17 protein-coding genes and 1 tRNA gene are annotated in these 16,853 nt (G+C 64.0%); 8 read left to right on the forward strand and 10 right to left on the reverse strand.

Translation table 11 applies throughout. The annotated features are described in order from the left end of the window. Positions 1 to 18 precede the first annotated feature (18 nt). The 3 genes from ACLGGT_RS19715 to ACLGGT_RS19725 all read left to right on the forward strand — a co-directional run bounded on the left by ACLGGT_RS19715 (position 19) and on the right by ACLGGT_RS19725 (position 3,546). Entirely contained in the window at positions 19 to 867 is an 849-nt protein-coding gene (locus ACLGGT_RS19715; RefSeq protein ID WP_437197321.1) for an NAD-dependent epimerase/dehydratase family protein, read from the forward strand. Continuing rightward, entirely contained in the window at positions 864 to 1,499 is a 636-nt protein-coding gene (locus ACLGGT_RS19720; protein ID WP_437197322.1) for a sugar transferase, read from the forward strand. The genes ACLGGT_RS19715 and ACLGGT_RS19720 overlap by 4 nt, the downstream gene beginning before the upstream one ends. Positions 1,500 to 1,641: 142 nt before the next feature. After that, positions 1,642 to 3,546 (forward strand): polysaccharide biosynthesis protein, encoded by a 1,905-nt coding sequence (locus tag ACLGGT_RS19725; RefSeq protein ID WP_437197324.1) that lies wholly within the window; start codon positions 1,642 to 1,644, stop codon positions 3,544 to 3,546. Positions 3,547 to 3,549: 3 nt separating this feature from the next. On the opposite strand, the gene ACLGGT_RS19730 is transcribed toward ACLGGT_RS19725, so the two are convergent. The 6 genes from ACLGGT_RS19730 to prfA form a co-directional block, all read right to left on the reverse strand. Continuing rightward, a complete protein-coding gene (locus tag ACLGGT_RS19730; protein WP_437197325.1) occupies positions 3,550 to 5,019 on the reverse strand; it encodes a carboxypeptidase M32 in 1,470 nt (489 codons plus the stop codon). A 2-nt stretch (positions 5,020 to 5,021) separates the two neighbouring features. Next, positions 5,022 to 6,164, reverse strand: coding sequence for a heme A synthase (ctaA, locus tag ACLGGT_RS19735; protein WP_437197326.1), 1,143 nt, complete (start codon positions 6,162 to 6,164; stop codon positions 5,022 to 5,024). A gap of 56 nt (positions 6,165 to 6,220) precedes the next feature. Next, positions 6,221 to 6,964 (reverse strand): RNA methyltransferase, encoded by a 744-nt coding sequence (locus ACLGGT_RS19740; protein ID WP_008282408.1) that lies wholly within the window; start codon positions 6,962 to 6,964, stop codon positions 6,221 to 6,223. Between the two features lie 112 nt (positions 6,965 to 7,076). Further along, entirely contained in the window at positions 7,077 to 7,826 is a 750-nt protein-coding gene (locus ACLGGT_RS19745; protein WP_437197327.1) for a DUF4167 domain-containing protein, read from the reverse strand. Between the two features lie 206 nt (positions 7,827 to 8,032). After that, positions 8,033 to 8,890 carry a peptide chain release factor N(5)-glutamine methyltransferase gene (gene prmC, locus ACLGGT_RS19750; protein WP_437197328.1) on the reverse strand — a complete coding sequence of 286 codons (858 nt, stop codon included), beginning with the start codon at positions 8,888 to 8,890 and terminating at the stop codon, positions 8,033 to 8,035. Further along, positions 8,887 to 9,933, reverse strand: coding sequence for a peptide chain release factor 1 (gene prfA / locus ACLGGT_RS19755; protein WP_437197329.1), 1,047 nt, complete (start codon positions 9,931 to 9,933; stop codon positions 8,887 to 8,889). The genes prmC and prfA overlap by 4 nt, the downstream gene beginning before the upstream one ends. A 66-nt stretch (positions 9,934 to 9,999) precedes the next feature. Here prfA and ACLGGT_RS19760 point away from each other — a divergent pair, with 66 nt between their 5' ends. Beyond that, complete coding sequence (locus tag ACLGGT_RS19760) at positions 10,000 to 10,287, forward strand: hypothetical protein (protein ID WP_081506478.1); 288 nt, start codon at positions 10,000 to 10,002, stop codon at positions 10,285 to 10,287. On the opposite strand, the gene ACLGGT_RS19765 is transcribed toward ACLGGT_RS19760, so the two are convergent. Genes ACLGGT_RS19765 through ACLGGT_RS19775 form a run of 3 tightly spaced genes read right to left on the reverse strand, consistent with a single transcriptional unit; the run spans position 10,219 to position 11,546 of the window. Next, positions 10,219 to 10,623, reverse strand: coding sequence for a DUF1499 domain-containing protein (locus ACLGGT_RS19765; protein ID WP_081506479.1), 405 nt, complete (start codon positions 10,621 to 10,623; stop codon positions 10,219 to 10,221). The two genes, ACLGGT_RS19760 and ACLGGT_RS19765, sit on opposite strands and share 69 nt — an antisense overlap. A gap of 19 nt (positions 10,624 to 10,642) precedes the next feature. After that, positions 10,643 to 11,038, reverse strand: a complete 396-nt coding sequence (locus tag ACLGGT_RS19770) for a cell division protein ZapA (protein ID WP_008282414.1) — start codon at positions 11,036 to 11,038, stop codon at positions 10,643 to 10,645. Further along, on the reverse strand, positions 11,031 to 11,546 hold the full coding sequence (locus ACLGGT_RS19775) for a hypothetical protein (protein WP_437197330.1): 516 nt from the start codon (positions 11,544 to 11,546) through the stop codon (positions 11,031 to 11,033). Before ACLGGT_RS19775 ends, ACLGGT_RS19770 begins: the two co-directional genes overlap by 8 nt. A 213-nt stretch (positions 11,547 to 11,759) precedes the next feature. On the opposite strand from ACLGGT_RS19775, the gene tkt reads away from it, so the two are divergent. Continuing rightward, positions 11,760 to 13,775, forward strand: a complete 2,016-nt coding sequence (gene tkt, locus ACLGGT_RS19780; protein ID WP_422000690.1) for a transketolase — start codon at positions 11,760 to 11,762, stop codon at positions 13,773 to 13,775. 317 nt (positions 13,776 to 14,092) lie between these two features. Continuing rightward, positions 14,093 to 15,346, forward strand: coding sequence for a DNA polymerase IV (locus ACLGGT_RS19785; protein WP_437197331.1), 1,254 nt, complete (start codon positions 14,093 to 14,095; stop codon positions 15,344 to 15,346). A gap of 219 nt (positions 15,347 to 15,565) precedes the next feature. Here ACLGGT_RS19785 and ACLGGT_RS19790 read toward each other — a convergent pair whose 3' ends face one another. Next, entirely contained in the window at positions 15,566 to 16,429 is an 864-nt protein-coding gene (locus ACLGGT_RS19790; protein ID WP_437197332.1) for an N-formylglutamate amidohydrolase, read from the reverse strand. Between the two features lie 144 nt (positions 16,430 to 16,573). Between ACLGGT_RS19790 and ACLGGT_RS19795 the strand changes: the two genes are divergently transcribed. Together ACLGGT_RS19795 and ykgO are read left to right on the forward strand one after the other, a co-directional pair. Continuing rightward, positions 16,574 to 16,648 (forward strand) — tRNA-Val (locus ACLGGT_RS19795). Positions 16,649 to 16,725: 77 nt separating this feature from the next. Then, positions 16,726 to 16,851 carry a type B 50S ribosomal protein L36 gene (ykgO, locus tag ACLGGT_RS19800; RefSeq protein WP_008282420.1) on the forward strand — a complete coding sequence of 42 codons (126 nt, stop codon included), beginning with the start codon at positions 16,726 to 16,728 and terminating at the stop codon, positions 16,849 to 16,851. Positions 16,852 to 16,853: the final 2 nt, after the last annotated feature.

Genomic DNA, 16,853 nt, shown 5'->3' on the forward strand with positions numbered 1-16,853 from the left:
AACGTCAGGCACCACCCTATGTTGGCCGAAATATGCCACGATGAAACCATGCTGATCACCGGTTCTACCGGCCGCATCGGCACGCTGCTGCGCAAGGCTTGGCAGGGCCCGGCAGGCCCGCGCCCGCTATGGTTGGCGCGTCGCTGCCCGGCGGATATCCTGTGGTCGCCGGGGGAGGCGCTGCCATCCGTGCTGCCCCGCTGCGACACTGTGATAGCCCTTTGGGGCCAAATTTCAGGCACATCCGAGGATCTTGCCGCCAATGTGACCCTCGTGCATCACGGCGCGAGCTTGGCCCGGGCCTGCGGTGCCCGGCGGATGCTGCATCTCTCCTCCGCTGCGGTCTACGGCCCCGGCACAGCCCTGACCGAGGATACGCCCCCCCGTCCCGCCAACGCCTATGGCCATGCCAAGCTGGCAATGGAAGAGGCGGTGCGCGCGCTGCCCTCGGACGAGACGCGCCATTGCTGCTTGCGACTGGCCAATGTCGTGGGGGCCGACAGCCTCGCCCCGGCCCTGCGCGCGGGCAAGGGCCCTGTACGGCTTGACCGCTTCGCCGATGGCACCGGCCCCCTGCGCAGCTATATCGCCCCCGGTGACCTTGCACAGGTGCTCTACGCCTTGGCTCAGCTGCCGCCAGACCGTTTGCCCACGCGGCTTAATGTGACCGCGCCAGTGCCCGTGACCATGGAAAGCCTTGTGCGCGCTGCCGACCGGCCCCTCATCTGGCAAGAGGCCCCGGAAAACGCCGTGCAGGCCGTTACCCTTGATGGCAGCTCTCTTGCCGGTTTGCTTCCCTTTCTGTATCTGAAAGACACAGCACACGCGATGATCGACGATTGGCACAGCTTGGAGATGGCAGCATGAATCCGGCTAAACGGGCCTTTGACGTGGGATTAGCCCTGCTGTTGATCGTGCTGCTGTCACCGGTCATGCTTGTGATCGCTTTTCTCATTGCGGTCTGCGACGGACGGCCCGTGTTCTACCTCTCGGAACGGATGAAGACGCCCGACACCGCGTTTTGCCTCTGGAAATTCCGCACAATGCGCGTGGTAGAAAACGATGCAGGCGTCTCCAGCGGCTATAAACAGCACCGCGTAACCCCTCTTGGCCGCCGCCTGCGCGCCACCCGTCTCGATGAACTGCCGCAATTGCTCAACGTCTTGCGCGGCGACATGAGCTTTGTCGGCCCCCGCCCGCCGCTGCGCTGCTATGTCGAAAGGTGCCCCGAAATCTACGCCCGCGTGCTGGAAAAACGCCCCGGCGTCACGGGGCTCGCCACTCTTGTCTATCACCGCACCGAAGAAAAGCTGCTCTTGGCCTGCAGCTGCCACGAAAGCGGCGAGAGCACCTATGTCACCCGCTGCATCCCGCGCAAGGCCCGCCTCGACCTGATCTGGGCCCGCCACCAAAGCCTTTGTTACGATATCCGACTGATTTACCAAACTGTGATTCGTGTGTTCTCACGACGGCGAAGCTACCGCGTTAAACGGGGCTGACCCCAAGAGCCACCCTACATCTTTTGCACATTTTTTGATCCAATCGGCTAAAACTTGCTCAGAAGCAGCGCATCTCTTTTCAAATCGCGATGAATCGGCATTCCTTAAGCCGCCGTGAATGCCTACAAACAGTTTGATTTCAATGTGCTTGATATCAGGGGATCGTGCCGTGCTGTACAAAACCGTCACCTCACTGAAACAGGGCCAGAAACAGGCGTTTTTCCTGACGCTAGACATGCTGATTGTCGTGCTGTCTTACGGCTTCTCTATGGTTCTGTTTCTGGGGCCCGCTGCCCTGTCGAGCAATCTCAGCACCGCCTCGAACGATCTCTTTGCGATGATGTGCATCGCGGCCGCGCTCGCCACCTATTTCGGCCTGCACAAGGTCAAGCTGAAATCCTACGAAATGCAGGGCATGCTCAGCTCTGGCTGGGTGGCGCTGGCCATCACCGCCAGCGGGCTTGCATTTTCCGCCTTAGACCCAGACGTCACCCCCCCTGCCACGGTCTATATCGTCTGTGGCATGATGTTTCTTATCCTGTCCGTCACCTCTCGACTGGCGCTGCGCATCGCGCTTCTTCGAATCTACCGCAACGGCAACCGGCGCCTGCGCGTGCTGATCTATGGCGCTGGCCAGACTGGCCAACAGCTGGCCACGGCCCTTGCCACCGATGATGCCGTGTTGCCCATGGCCTTTGTGGATGACGAACCGCGCCTGCAATCCCTGACCATCGCCGGGCTCAAAGTGCATAAATCCGAGGATTTGCCCGAACTGGTCAAACGCTATGACATTCAGCGCGTGATCCTCGCCATGCCCAGCGCCCCGCCCGCCAAACGCACCCTGCTGACGCGGCGCATCGCCGAACATGGGGTCGAGGTGCACGCCCTGCCCTCCTTTGCCGATCTGATCTCGAACGACGCCCATAGCCTCTATCAAAGCCGCCCGGTCGATCTGAACGAGCTTCTTGGTCGTGACGGTCTGGCCGACAAACTGCCGGGGTCGCGCGACAGCTACAAAGGGCGCTGCATCCTTGTCACCGGCGCAGGCGGCTCTATCGGCTCAGAACTGTGCCGCCAACTTATCGCCTATGAGCCTGCGCATCTCATCCTTCTTGACCACGCCGAACACGCCCTGTTCGAAATCGAGCGCGAATTGCGCAGCCTTGCACCTTTGATGCGGATTTCCCCCGTTCTTGGCTCAGTCTGCGAAAAATCCCTCGTCAACGTGCTCATGCAATCGCGCAAGGTGGAAATCGTGCTGCACGCCGCCGCCTATAAACATGTGCCCATGGTCGAATCAAACGCCATCGAGGGGATGCGCAACAACGTCATCGGCACGCGCACCGTGGCACAGGCAGCGCGGGACGCAGGCGTTGAACGCTTCATCCTCGTCTCCACCGACAAGGCTGTGCGCCCGGTCAGTGTCATGGGCGCATCCAAGCGCTTTGCCGAAATGATCGTGCAGGATCTCGCCACCCGCACCAGCACCACACGCTTTTCCATGGTTCGGTTTGGCAATGTGCTGGGCTCCTCAGGCTCTGTCATCCCGCTTTTTGCCGAACAGATCGCGCGCGGTGGGCCGGTCACGCTGACCCATGCCGATGTCACCCGCTATTTCATGACCATCCCCGAGGCCGCGCGCCTCGTGCTCTTGGCCGGCTCCTTTGCCCGCGGCGGTGACGTCTTCGTGCTCGACATGGGCAAACCCATCGCCGTGCGCGATGTGGCCCGCAAGATGATCGAAGGCTCCGGCCTGACCGTGTGCGATGCTGACAACCCCGATGGCGACATCGAGATCGAGATCACAGGCCTGCGCCCCGGCGAAAAGCTCTACGAGGAACTGCTGATCGGCTCTGACATGCTGACCACACCCCACCCCAAGATCTTGCGCGCCCAAGAGGGGCATCTGTCGGAAATCGAACTTGCCAAGGCGCTGAAATCCCTGTCCGAAGCGATCGAGACCCGCGATGTCGCCCTCTTGCGCAGCGTGTTGGCGCAATGGATCGAACAGATCGAAGACCGCCCCGACGCCACGGTCAATCAATAGGCCTCAGCCCGCCAAATCGCCAAACTTCCGGTCGAGATAATCCAGAAGCGGCCCCGCCGTCGGGGCCGCGCCACAGGCCCGCGCAATCACCTCTGCCGGCTCGAATAGCCCGCCATGCCGCTGCACCGCGCCGCGCAACCACACCGTCGCTTCGGCCAACTTCCCCCGTGCCAATTGCGCGTCAAGCCCCGGCACCGCGGCCTGCAACGCCTCAAAAAGACACCCGGCATAAAGGTTACCAAGGCTATAGGTCGGGAAATAACCAAACAGCCCCACCGACCAATGCACATCCTGCAACACGCCATGCGACGCGCGATCCACCGCATATCCGAAATCGGCGGCAAAGCGGTCGTTCCACGCCGCCTCAAGATCGGCCACGCTCAGATCCCCCGCGATCAAGGCCCGCTCCAGATCATAGCGCAACATGACATGCAGATTGTATTGCACCTCATCTGCCTCGGTCCGGATATAGCCTCGATGCACCCGGTTCACGGCGCGATAGAATGTCTCTTCATCGGCAATGCCAAAATCGCCGAACCCATCGCGCATCCGCCCATAAAGCCAGCCACAAAGCGCCCGGCTGCGCCCCAATTGGTTCTCATAAATCCGGCTCTGGCTTTCATGCACCCCCATCGACACACCCTGCCCAAGAGGTGTCAGGCGATAGGCCGGATCAATGCCCTGCTCATAGCAGGCATGCCCCACCTCGTGGATGGTGGAATAAAAACAGTTGAACGGGTCCGCCTCGCTTACCCGCGTGGTGATGCGCACATCGTCGCCACTGCCCGAACTGAATGGATGCACCGCCAGATCCAGCCGCCCCCGGCTTAGATCATAGCCAAACACCTGCGCCAGATCCTGCGACAGCGCCAATTGCCCGTCGCGGTCAAACCGCCCTTCCAGCCTAGGCCATTCCACCGCCAGCGCCGCGCCGCGCAGCGCCACCAACCGGGGCCGCATCTCGGCAAACATCGCATCAAGCTTGGCCGCGCTCATTCCCGGCTCGTAATCCTCAAGCAGCGCATCATAAAGCGTGCCGCCCGCCGACAGCGCCGCCGCTTCCTCGCGCTTGAGCCGCACCACCTCGGCCAGCACGGGCGCAAAGGCGGCATAGTCATCCGCCGCCCGCGCCTCGGCCCATTGCCCCTGCGCCCGGCTTGTCAGCCGCGCCAGCGCCACGGCCAGATCCCCCGGCACCTTGACCGCCCGCTCATAATCGCGCCGGATATGGCGCAACTGCGCCCGCGCCACAGGCTCGGTCGCCTGCCCCTCTGCCTCTGCCAGCACATCGCCCCGCGCCGGGTCCACCCGCCGCGCATGCAATACCGCCTGCATCGCACCTGATTCCTCGGCCCGCTGATCGGCGGCCCCGCGCGGCATCATGGTTTCCTGATCCCAGCCCAGCCGCCCGGCCACCTGCGCCAGCGCCTGCGTTTCGCGCTCGCGCGCCATCAGATCATCATAGGCGCTCATGCTCAGGTTCCCCGAATGGATGTGGCGCGCGGATACTGGCTCAGGAACCGCGCCCGCAGGATCAACACCCAAAGGATGACCGCCACGAATTGATGCGCAACCGCCAAGTGCCACGGTGCGATATAAAGAACCGTCATGATGCCCAAAGCGATCTGGAACAAAAGCACGGCAAAGACAGCGTTGAACGCGCCCCGCGTGCGCTCATGCGCGCTCTTGCGCCCGCGCAACCAAACCACCACGGCAAAGGCGAGCAACAGATAGCCGCTCATCCGGTGAATGAACTGCACCGTCCCGGCGTTCTCAAAGAGGTTCCGCCACCATGGCTGCAATTCCATCATATCAGGCGGCAAAAAGCCCCCCGCCATCAGCGGCCAATCGGTATAACTGCGCCCGGCATCAATCCCCGCCACCAGCGCCCCCAGCAGGATTTGCAGGAATGCGAAATGCATCAGCCCCGTCGACAGGCTATAGAGCTTCGCCTCACGCCCCCGCCGCGCCTGCATCAACTCGCGCTCCTCGCGCCCAAGCAGAAAGACGAACCACGCGATGACGCCAAGGATGACAAAGGCCAGCCCCAGATGCGTCGCCAACCGGTAAGAGGCCACCGCCACCATTTCGCCCGTCAGACCAGAGGATACCATCCACCAGCCGATGGCCCCCTGCGTGCCGCCCAGCGCACCCAGTAGCAGCAAACGCCCGCTCCACCCATTCGGGATCTGCCGCGCCAGCAAAAATCCAAAGAACCCCAAGGCCCAGACCAGCCCGATCACCCGGCCCAATTGCCGGTGGCCCCATTCCCACCAATAGATGAATTGGAATTCCGATAGGGTCATGCCCTTGTTGACCAACTCATATTGCGGAATGGCGCGGTACTTGTCGAATTCTTCCATCCAATGCGCCTCAGACATCGGCGGCAGCGCGCCCGTCACCGGCTTCCACTCGGTGATGCTAAGGCCACTGTCAGTCAGCCGCGTCAGCCCCCCCACCGCGATCATCACAACAACCAGCGCAAAAAGCACCATCAGCCAGACCCGGATCGCCCCCCGCGCGCCCCGACGGCCCGCGTCGATCATGCCGCCCTGCGGCACGGGCTTTACCGCCTCGGCCTGCCCCACCTCTTCGAAAATGCTGCGTTTTCCGCTCATCCCTCAGCCTCTTTTCCCTTGGCACCAAGCAACACTAGGGCGCAGCCCACCGTGCTTCAACCGCGCGCCTTCCAGCGGACCATCTGCCGCATCACACCGTGCAAGGTCTGCACATCGGCGCGCGTCATCGGCATCCGGCTCCACATATTGCGCAGGTTGGTTTTCATACTCTCGACCTTGTGCTCGGGAAAGAAAAAACCGGCCTCCTCCAGCCGCTCCTCATAATGCGCGGCCAGCGCCTCAACCTCGACCTGCGCGGCCCAGTCGGTCTTGGCCAGATCAACCCGCTCAGGCACCACCTGCCCCGCCGCGCGCTGCCATTCATAGGCCATCAAAAGCACGCATTGCCCCAGATTAAGGCTGGCAAATTCCGGGTTCACCGGCACATTGATGATCGCATTGGCGCGGGCGATATCGTCGTTTTCCAACCCGGCGCGCTCGGGGCCAAAAAGCACCGCCACTTTTTCCCCGGCCGCAATTTTTTCCGCCGCCACCACCATGGCGCGCTCGGGGCTCAATACCGGCTTGGTCAGCCCCCGCGCCCGCGCCGTCGTGGCCAGCACATAGGTGCAATCCCCCACCGCTGCGGCCGTATCCGCAACCAACAGCGCCTCATCCAAAAGCCGCCCCGCCCCGCTTGCCATGGCATCGGCCTTGGGGTTGGGCCACCCATCGCGCGGCGCAACAAGCCGCATCCGGTCCAGACCGAAATTCCACATCGCCCGCGCCGCCGCCCCGATATTCTCGCCCATCTGCGGACGCACGAGCACAAAGGCGGGTTGGGGTCGGTCGCTCGGCATAGGCACTCTCACTCCGGTGTCATGCAAGGGGGCCCGCCACCGGCAAGCCCCCTCTTTCATCGTTCTTCAAATACTCATCTCGCACCGCGCCTCAAGGGGGCACCGGATCGGATCACTCGGCCGCCTTGGTCGCAACCTCGCCGCCCGCATCGCCATTGGCCCCATTGCCCTCGGCTTTGGGGGCACGCTTGGCGCGTGGCTTGCGCGGGCGCTTGGCGGCAGCTTCCGGGGCCGGAGCCTCGGGCGCCGGGGCCTCGGGGGCATCTGTCCCGCTTGCCTCTGGCACCGGGGCCTCCGCGCGCGGCTCTGGGGCAACAGCCCCAGCACCTGCATCGCCTGAGCGATCCTGTCCACGCCGCGGACCGCGGTCCGCCGAATGCGCCCGGCGGCGCGACGGTTCGGGCTGCGGCTTGCTTTCGGGCGTCTCGACCAGACCGATGTCGCGCTCGTCATAGCTGCCGATCACATCGGGCTGCGCTTGGGCTGCGGGATCCTGCGACACGGGCTGTTCACCCTCGTCGCTCTCACGCCCACCTGACCGCTCGGGGCGGTCGCGGTCGCGATCCTGTTGACGATCACGGTTGAAGCGCTCTTGCTCCTCGCGCCGCGCGTCCTGTTCCTTCTGCGCCTCGCTCAGCAGGCGCAGGTAATGTTCTGCATGCTGCTGGAAATTCTCGGTCGCAACCCGGTCACCCGCCAATTGCGCATCGCGCGCCAACTGGTTGTATTTCTCAATGATCTGCTGCGGTGTGCCGCGCACCTTGCCCTCTGGGCCGGAGCTGTCAAACACGCGATTGACAACGTTCCCGACGGTTCGATTGCGGTTCGGCTTGTTCCGCTGACGTGACTTCGATGATCTCATATGGTGCTGTCCAGCCCTGATGCTCAAAATGTTCGCTTGACCCGATGGGCGCCCCTTGCGCCGAATGAAACCGGATCGGACATGTTCTGGCTTGGTGTCAAGCGGGACCGCCCGATTGGGCATCCTCCGTCGTGACTGCTCCCCAATAAGCACGCGCCGCCCGACCATACAAGAGCAAAGCGGAAAATTTCCGCAAATCTAGCCAATTATGGCTCATTTCTGCGTGAGGTCCCCGGCCAAACCCCGCAGACCACCCGGTCCCGCCCTTCCAGATCGGGCCGGATCGTCACCGTGTCGAATCCCTCCGCACACAGCAGATCGGCCACCGCCGGCCCCTGTTTCCACCCGATTTCAACCATCAGACGCCCACCGGGGCTCAGATGCGCCCCCGCCCCCGCCGCAATCGCCCGATAGGCGGTCAGCCCATCCGCCTCATCGGTCAGCGCGCCGCGCGGATCGTGCTCGCGTACTTCGGGCATCAACCCCGCCATTTCCGCCGCCGCGATATAGGGCGGGTTCGACACGATCAGATCAAACACCCCGGCCACCCGCGCAAACCAATCCGAACGGCTCAGCGTCAAGCGCCCCGCCACCCCATGCCGCGCCGCGTTGCGCGTGGCCACGTCAAGGGCGGCATCGGACACATCCGTGGCCACGCCCCCCGCATCCGGCCATTCCGCCAAAAGCGTCACCGCCAGAATTCCACTGCCCGTGCCAAGATCAAGCAAAGTCAATGGCTTGGCTCCAGAAAGCGCCTCGGCAATCAGGCATTCCGTTTCCGGGCGTGGATCAAGAACATCCGCTGTAACCTCGAACTCCCGCCCCCAGAACACCCGCCGCCCAAGGATCTTGGCCACAGGTTCGCGCGCCGCCCGCCGGGCAATCATGGCCTCGAACCTCGCCAAGGCCGCCGCGTCCAGATCCTCCCCCAGATGCAGCGTCAGACGGTCACGGGCCAGGCCCATCGCGCCCGCCAAAAGCGCCCGCGCATCGCCCGCAGCCCCCTCGATCCCCTCGGCCTCCAGCCGTCGCACGGCGCTTACCAGGGCGTCGCGCAGGATCACGACATCTCAGCCAGCAGGCTGGCCTGTGCATCCGCTGTCAGCGCGTCGATGACCTCGTCCAGATCACCGCCAAGAACCTGCTCCAGCTTGTAAAGCGTCAGGTTGATGCGGTGATCGGTCATCCGCCCTTGGGGGAAATTATAGGTGCGAATCCGCTCTGACCGATCGCCGCTGCCCACCTGCGCCGCCCGATTGGCAGAGCGTTCGCTGTCCACGCGGTTGCGCTCCAAATCGTAAAGCCGGGTCTTCAACACTTGCATCGCGATCTCGCGGTTGCGATGCTGCGATTTCTCGGAACTCGTGACCACGATGCCGGTGGGCAAATGCGTAATCCGCACCGCCGAATCGGTGGTGTTCACATGCTGCCCACCCGCGCCAGACGACCGCATCGTGTCGATCCGCAGGTCATTGGCGTTGATCTGAATATCCACATCTTCCGCCTCGGGCAGCACCGCCACGGTCGCGGCAGAGGTATGGATACGCCCGCCGCTCTCGGTCTCGGGCACGCGCTGCACGCGGTGCACCCCCGATTCGAACTTGAGCCGGGCAAAAACGCCCTCACCGCCAATCCGCACCACCAATTCGCGGATACCGCCCAATTCGCTCTGCTGTTCCTCGATCACCTCAAAGGACCAGCCGCGCGCCTCGGCATAGCGCTGATACATCCGCATCAGGTCCGCCCCAAAAAGCGCCGCCTCCTCGCCCCCCGTGCCGGGCCGGATTTCAAGGATGGCAGGCCGCGCATCCGCCTCGTCGCGGGGCAAGAGCGCCAGTTGCAACCGCTGCTCCATCTCGGGCAACCGCGCCTCCAGCACCGCCACCTCTTCGCGCGCCAGATCGCGCATCTCGGGATCGGCCAGCATCGCCCGCGCACCGTCCAGATCGCTCACGGCCAGACGATAGGCCCGGATCTCTTCAACCACGGGCCGCAATTCGGAATATTCGCGGCCAAGGCGGGCAATATCGCCACCGCCCTGCATCATCTGCGCCTCGACATAGTCAAAGCGCTCCACGATCTGTTGCAATCTGTCCAAGGGTATCATGGGAATGATCCTCTGTCCCATCCTTGTGACTTGGTCAAGAGGTGTCACCTGTGCTAGAATTACGCTATGAAAGCGCTCCTGCCTCTTCTTCTGATCTGCGCCACCCCGGCGCTCGCCGATGCCACCATCGGGCGCAAAACGGTTGAATGCTACTGCACCGACAAAAGCGGCGCGCGCGTCGAGATGGGCGAGACGATCTGCCTTCAGGTGGATGGCAATATGTTCATGGCGCAGTGCCAGATGTCGCTCAACGTGCCGATGTGGCGCAAGATCACGGATGGATGCCTATCCTCCCGCCTGCCCCAATCGCTGCAACCAGCCGTCGATACGGGCGGCGTTGACGCCCAGATCTGACTTGCCAAAGCGCAGACGCCCGTAAATCTCCAATTGCGCGCCGCTCTGCCGCACCGTCGTATAATCCGGAAAGCCAAAGACCCGCGAGCGCGTGACATAGGTGATCATGCCCTGCGCCACATCCCCCGCCAACACTTGGGTGCGCGGCGTGGCGCGGATGATTGCATCAAGCGCCGCCAAATCGCCGCTGACCACCCGCACGGCCCCGCCGTCCAGATCACCGGGGGAAACGCTCTGCGGCATCCCGTGCCAGTGCTTTGGATCGGTCGGCGCAAGCCGCACATAGGCCGCGCCCGCGACCAGCGCCAAAAGCACCAGACCAAAGACGAGCTTCATCGCACCCCCTCAGCCAGCCTCACCCGGCCCGCGCCCCGTCCACGGTCTCGGCCAATGCCTCGGCCCGCGCGGCGATCTCGGCCAAGGTCTCGACCACCTCATTGGGCACCACCGGCACCTCGATCCGCTGCGCCTCGGGCGCGGGCGCAGTGCGCATCTGGTCCAGCTCCGCCTCTTTCTCCGCCAACCGGTCCTCGGCCTCGCGCAGCTTGTCCTGCAAACCTGCGGTCTTGTCGGCCAGCATCAGACCCGCCATGAGCAACATGCGCGGCTCAGGAATGCGCCCGATCTGCGCCGCCAACACGGCGGCCTCCTCATCCAGCATCTTGGCTGCGGCATAGAGGTAATGCTCCTCGCCCGCCTGACAGGCCACCTCGAAATTGCGACCCCCGATCTCGATTTGCACCTCAGGCATCCGATGTCTCCGTTTTCTCGTTCTGCGCCGCCGCCGGTTCCGCCTCGGCAATCACCTGCCCCAAGGCCGCCAGCACCGCCTCAACCTCGCCCCGATCCGCACCCCGCGCGGCGCGCAGCCCCTCCAACTCGGCCATCATCGCCTTGTTGATCAGATGCGGCTCAGACACGCCCGCCACCTGCGCCTCGCGCAGCGTCTGATTATTGTCGCGCAGCTGTTGATTGGCCTTGCGCAGCGCTTGCAGATCCGCATCAAGCTTGCGCAGGCTCTCAGACCGCGCGCCTTCCGCCGCCTCTAGCTTGGCATGCAGCACCTTGATCCGCTCTTGCAACTGCGCATTGGCCAGTTGCTCCTCGGCAAGCTGCTCGCGCAACCGGGCCAGATCTTCGGGATCTGCTCCCGCGTCCGGCGCGGCACCTGGCGCAGCCACGGGCCGCCCCTCCAGCCCCTGCGCGATGCGATCCAGCGCCGCCGTGATCCGTGCCTGTAACTCGTTTATCTGGCTCATCCTCGAGGGTCCTCGCTTGCTTGCCCGCGTGCCCCACGAATCGCACACCGGGCGGGTTTTGATCAAGTCTAATGAAAGGATCGGCGAAATGCGCCCCCAAACCCGCTCAATGCACCGCTTGCACCGCCTCGTGCTTGAACTTCTGGACCGGGCTGGTATTCAACGCCCAGATAGACCCGTCAGACACCGCCCCATTCAAAGGATGCACGCCCCGTGGACATCGCCGCCCTCCGCTCCGCCAACCCCGATCACTGGAAAAAGGCCACCGCCATCCGCGCGCTGACCCTCGACGCCGTCGCCGCTGCCAATTCCGGCCATTCCGGCATGCCGATGGGCATGGCCGATGTCGCAACCGTGCTCTATGAAAAGCACCTGAAATTCGACCCCACCAATCCCAATTGGCCCGACCGTGACCGCTTTATCCTCTCGGCGGGGCATGGCTCGATGTTGCTCTATTCCTTGCTGCATCTGACCGGCTATGCCGATATGACGCTCGATGAAATCCGCAATTTCCGCCAATGGGGGGCCAAAACCGCAGGCCATCCCGAATATGGCCACGCCACCGGCATCGAGACCACGACCGGCCCGCTCGGTCAGGGCATTTCCAACGCCGTGGGCTTTGCCATGGCCGAAGAAATGCTGCGCGCCCGCTTTGGCGCGAAGCTGATGGATCATTATACCTATGTCATCGCCGGTGACGGCTGCCTCATGGAGGGTGTCAGCCAAGAGGCCATCGGCCTTGCCGGTCGGCACCAGCTGTCGCGCCTCATCGTGCTGTGGGACAACAACAACATCACCATCGACGGCACCGTCGATCTTGCCGACCGCACCGATCAGGTCGCGCGCTTCCGCGCCTCCGGCTGGCATGTGCTGGAAATCGACGGGCATGACCCGGCGGCGATTGACGCAGCCTTGACCGAGGCCAAGACCACCGCAGAGCCTACGATGATCGCCTGCAAAACCCATATCGCCCTTGGTCACGCCGCGCAAGACACCTCCAAGGGGCATGGCGCGCTGACCAACCCAGACCAGCTTGCCGCCGCCAAAGAGGCCTATGGCTGGCCCTATGGCCCGTTTGAGATCCCCGCTGATGTCAAATCCGCATGGGAGGCCATCGGCCACCGTGGGGCCACCACCTATGCCGCATGGGCCAAGCGTCTGGCAGACACCTCGCCCGCGCGTCAGGCCGAGATTGCGCGCATTTTCAACCGCGACATGCCGGTGAAACTGGGCGCGCGCATCCGCGCCCTGAAAAAGCAGATCAGCGCCGAGGCCCCCAAGGTGGCCACCCGTCAATCCTCCGAAATGGTGCTTGAGGTCGTGAACCCGATCCTTCAGGAAACCGTCGGCGGCTCTGCCGATCTCTCTGGCTCCAACAACACCCGCTCGGGCGATATGTCCGTGTTCGACGTGGACAACCGCAAGGGCCGCTACATCCACTGGGGCATCCGCGAACATGGCATGGCCGCCGCGATGAACGGCATGGCGCTGCATGGCGGCATCCGCCCCTATGGCGGCACCTTCATGTGCTTTACCGATTACGCCCGCCCCGCCATGCGTCTGGCCGCGCTGATGAAAATCCCGACCGTGTTCGTCATGACCCATGACAGCATCGGTCTGGGCGAGGATGGCCCGACCCACCAGCCCGTTGAGCATCTGGCGATCAGCCGCGCCACCCCCAACACCTGGGTCTTCCGCCCCTGCGATACGGTCGAGACCGCCGAAGCGTGGGAATTGGCGCTCACCTCCAAGGAAACGCCCTCGGTTCTCTCGCTCACCCGCCAAGGCCTGCCGACCCTGCGCCGCGAGCATAAGGCCAAGAACCTGACCGCCCAAGGCGCCTATGTGCTGGCCGATGCAACGGGCAAGCGTCAGGCGATCCTGATGGCCACCGGCTCCGAGGTCGAGATTGCCATGAAGGCGCGCGACCTCTTGGAAGCCGAGGGTATCGGCACGCGCGTGGTCTCCATGCCCTGCTGGGAACTCTTCGAGGAACAAGACGACAGCTATCGCCGCCGCGTCCTGCCCGCAGGCCCGGTGCGCGTCGCCATCGAGGCCGCGATCCGCTTTGGCTGGGACCGCTGGCTCTACGGCGAGCGCGGCCGCCGCGAAAAGGGCGGCTTTGTCGGCATGCATGATTTCGGGGCATCCGCCCCTGCCCCCACACTCTACAAGGAATTCGGCATCACGCCCGAGGCCGTGGCGGACAAGGTCAAATCCCTGCTCTGAGCCGAGGGGATCGAACCCAACGACGAAGCCCGGATGCCCAGCATCCGGGCTTTCTCTTTTGGCAACGAGATACAGCGCTGTCCCTGAGCCCCGCGCGGAACAAGGCGCGGCACGCGCCGCCGCGCGGATCGCTGGGCCGTCCCGCGGCCTAGCGATTTTGAGCGGGGGCGCTATGCTGTGGGGGCACACGGACTTGGCGAGATAAAGTGGCGACCATGCCGTTGCTTCGCTAGTCCCCGGCCCAGCGCCCCGCGCACCTCTTCCACCACATCCCCCAACTTGCGCGCCCCCGCGCACAGCCCCTACACTCGCGCATCATGCCCAGCCTCTGCCGCGATTGCCTGACCCGATTCGACACCGCCCGCCGCTGCCCCGCTTGCGGCAGCCCCCGCATCGTGGCCCATCCCGAGCTTTTCGACCTCTCCATCGCCCATATGGATTGCGATGCCTTCTACGCCTCCGTCGAAAAACGCGACAACCCGGATCTTGTCGACAAGCCGCTCATCATCGGCGGCGGACGGCGCGGCGTGGTCTCGACCGCGTGCTATATCGCCCGCATCAAGGGCGTGCGCTCTGCCATGCCGATGTTTCAGGCGCTCAAACTCTGCCCCGAGGCGGTGGTGATCAAACCCCGCATGCAGGTCTATGCCGAGGTCTCGCGCGCCATCCGCGCCATGATGCTCGATCTCACCCCCGCCGTGGAACCGCTCTCGCTTGACGAGGCGTTTCTCGATCTCACCGGCACCGCGCAATTGCATGGCGCACCGCCCGCCGTCGTGCTGGCCCAGCTTATCAAACGGATGCGCGACGAGTTGGGCCTGACCGGTTCCATCGGCCTCAGCCATAACAAGTTTCTGGCCAAAATCGCCTCGGACCTCGACAAACCGCATGGCTTTGCCGTGATCGGCGCAGGCGAGACCGCCGATTTCCTGCGTGACCGCCCCGTCAGCCTGATCTGGGGCGTGGGCCAATCAACCCTCAAGGCGCTGAATGACGCAGGCATCCGCAGCTTTGCCGATCTCCTGCGATGGGACCGCCGCGATCTGCACGCACGCTTTGGCTCGATGGGCGACCGGCTCTGGCATCTGGCGCGCGGGCAAGACCGCCGCCGCGTCTCGGCCAATGCGCCGGTCAAATCCATCTCGAACGAGACAACCTTTTATGAGGACACGCGCGACCGCGACCTGCTTGATGGCCATATCTGGCGGCTGGCGGAAAAGGTGGCCGACCGCGCCAAGGCCCGCGCCCTCGCGGGCCGCGTCGTCACGCTGAAACTCAAGCGGGCCGATCACACGCTCCTCACCCGCCGCCATGCCCTGCGTGACGCCACCCAGCTTGCCGATACACTCTACCGCACCGCACGCGCGCTGATGGATCAGGTGCCCGACGGGGCCGCCTATCGGCTCATCGGCGTCGGGCTGTCAGACCTCGTGGAAGAGACCGCCGCCGACCGCTCCGGCGACTTACTCGATCCCCAAGCCACCCGCCGCGCCGGGGCCGAACGCGCCACCGATGCCATCCGCGCCAAATTCGGCCCAGATGCAATCGTCAAAGGGCGGGCGTTGCGATAGGCGGCAGGTGCCGATGCTTGCGATACGCGCATTAGCCGCGCTGTCGCTGGGCCGGGGACTAGCGAAACACCATCCGTGGCTGCCACTTAATGCCAGCCAAGTCCGTAAGACTTAACAGTGTTTCGCTTGCTCTCAAAATCGCTAGGCCGCCGGACGGCCCAGCGATCCGCGCGGCGGGCTTCGCCCTTGATTCCGCGCGGGACCAAAGGTGCCTGCCCCCTACTCCGCCGCCAAGGGCCGCGCCTCTGCGCGCCCGATCTCGGCGATCTCGCGGATCACGCCCGACAGCAGCGTCCGGAACGCTTCGAAATTGCCATTGGGCCGAATAAGCCGCTCATTCATATAAAGCGCGCGGTCAATCTCTACCTGCACCGCATGCCGCCCGCGCGCAGGGCGACCATAGGCCTGCGTGATATAGGCCCCGGCAAAAGGCGTGTTGCGCGTCACCACCAGACCCGCGCGGGCAAAGGCCGCTTCGATCCGCTCGACCACCGCGCCATCCGCCGCCGCCCCGAACCGATCCCCCAAAACGATCTCGGGCCGCCGCACGCCCCGCCGCGCCACCGCGTCCATCGCCTCATGCGGCATCGAATGACAATCAATCAGGATCGACTGCCCGAACATCAGATGCGCTTGATCCAACTGCCCTTGCAGCGCCGTGTGATAGGGCCGCCAATAGCTCTCGATCCGGTGCTCGGCCTCGGCAATGCTCAGCTTGCCCGCATAGATCGCCTGCCCATTCGCCACCACACGTGGAATGACCCCAAGACCAGAGGCCACACGCGGATTATGCCCCTGCCGCGCCACGCCCTCGATCAACGCCGGGTCCAATTCATCAGCGCTGCGGTTCAGATCGACATAGGCACGCGGTGCCCCCGCCTTGATCAAAGGTGCCCCATAGAGCGGGGCGCTGTCGAACAACTGATCGACAAAAGCATCCTCGGACGAGCGCACCGAATGCTCATTCAGCGTGGTGCGCCGCAGGAAGGTCCAGGGGTAATCCCGCCCACTATGGGGCGAGGCGAACACCACCGCCGTGGTGCGCCGTTCGGGATGCGTGAGGTGATAAGCGACCTTGGGCATTGATGTTCCTCTCTCAGGCGATAATAGACTGAAATTGAGCTTCTAAAAGCCCTTGATCCCCTCTCCGACTCCTTTTATAGACCACCGAACCGGCGCGGATTTCCGCGCCCCTCTTTTTGGGGCAGGCGATCGGCTGGCATTCATGGGCGATTAGCTCAGTGGTAGAGCACTTCGTTGACATCGAAGGGGTCACAAGTTCGAACCTTGTATCGCCCACCATGAATTCACTGTCCCGCCCACCGGGACGCCCGCAACCCCAGGCGCTGGCCCGCGCCGCGACAACCGAGGAGACGACCATGAAGGTTCGTAATTCGCTCCGCTCGCTCAAGAACCGGCATCGGGATTGCCGCGTCGTGCGCCGCAAAGGCCGCGTCTACGTGATCAACAAGACCCAGCCGCGTTTCAAAGCCCGTCAGGGCTGAGC

Source organism: Roseovarius sp. MS2, assembly GCF_051447875.1.
Classification (GTDB): Bacteria; Pseudomonadota; Alphaproteobacteria; order Rhodobacterales; family Rhodobacteraceae; genus Roseovarius; species Roseovarius mucosus_A.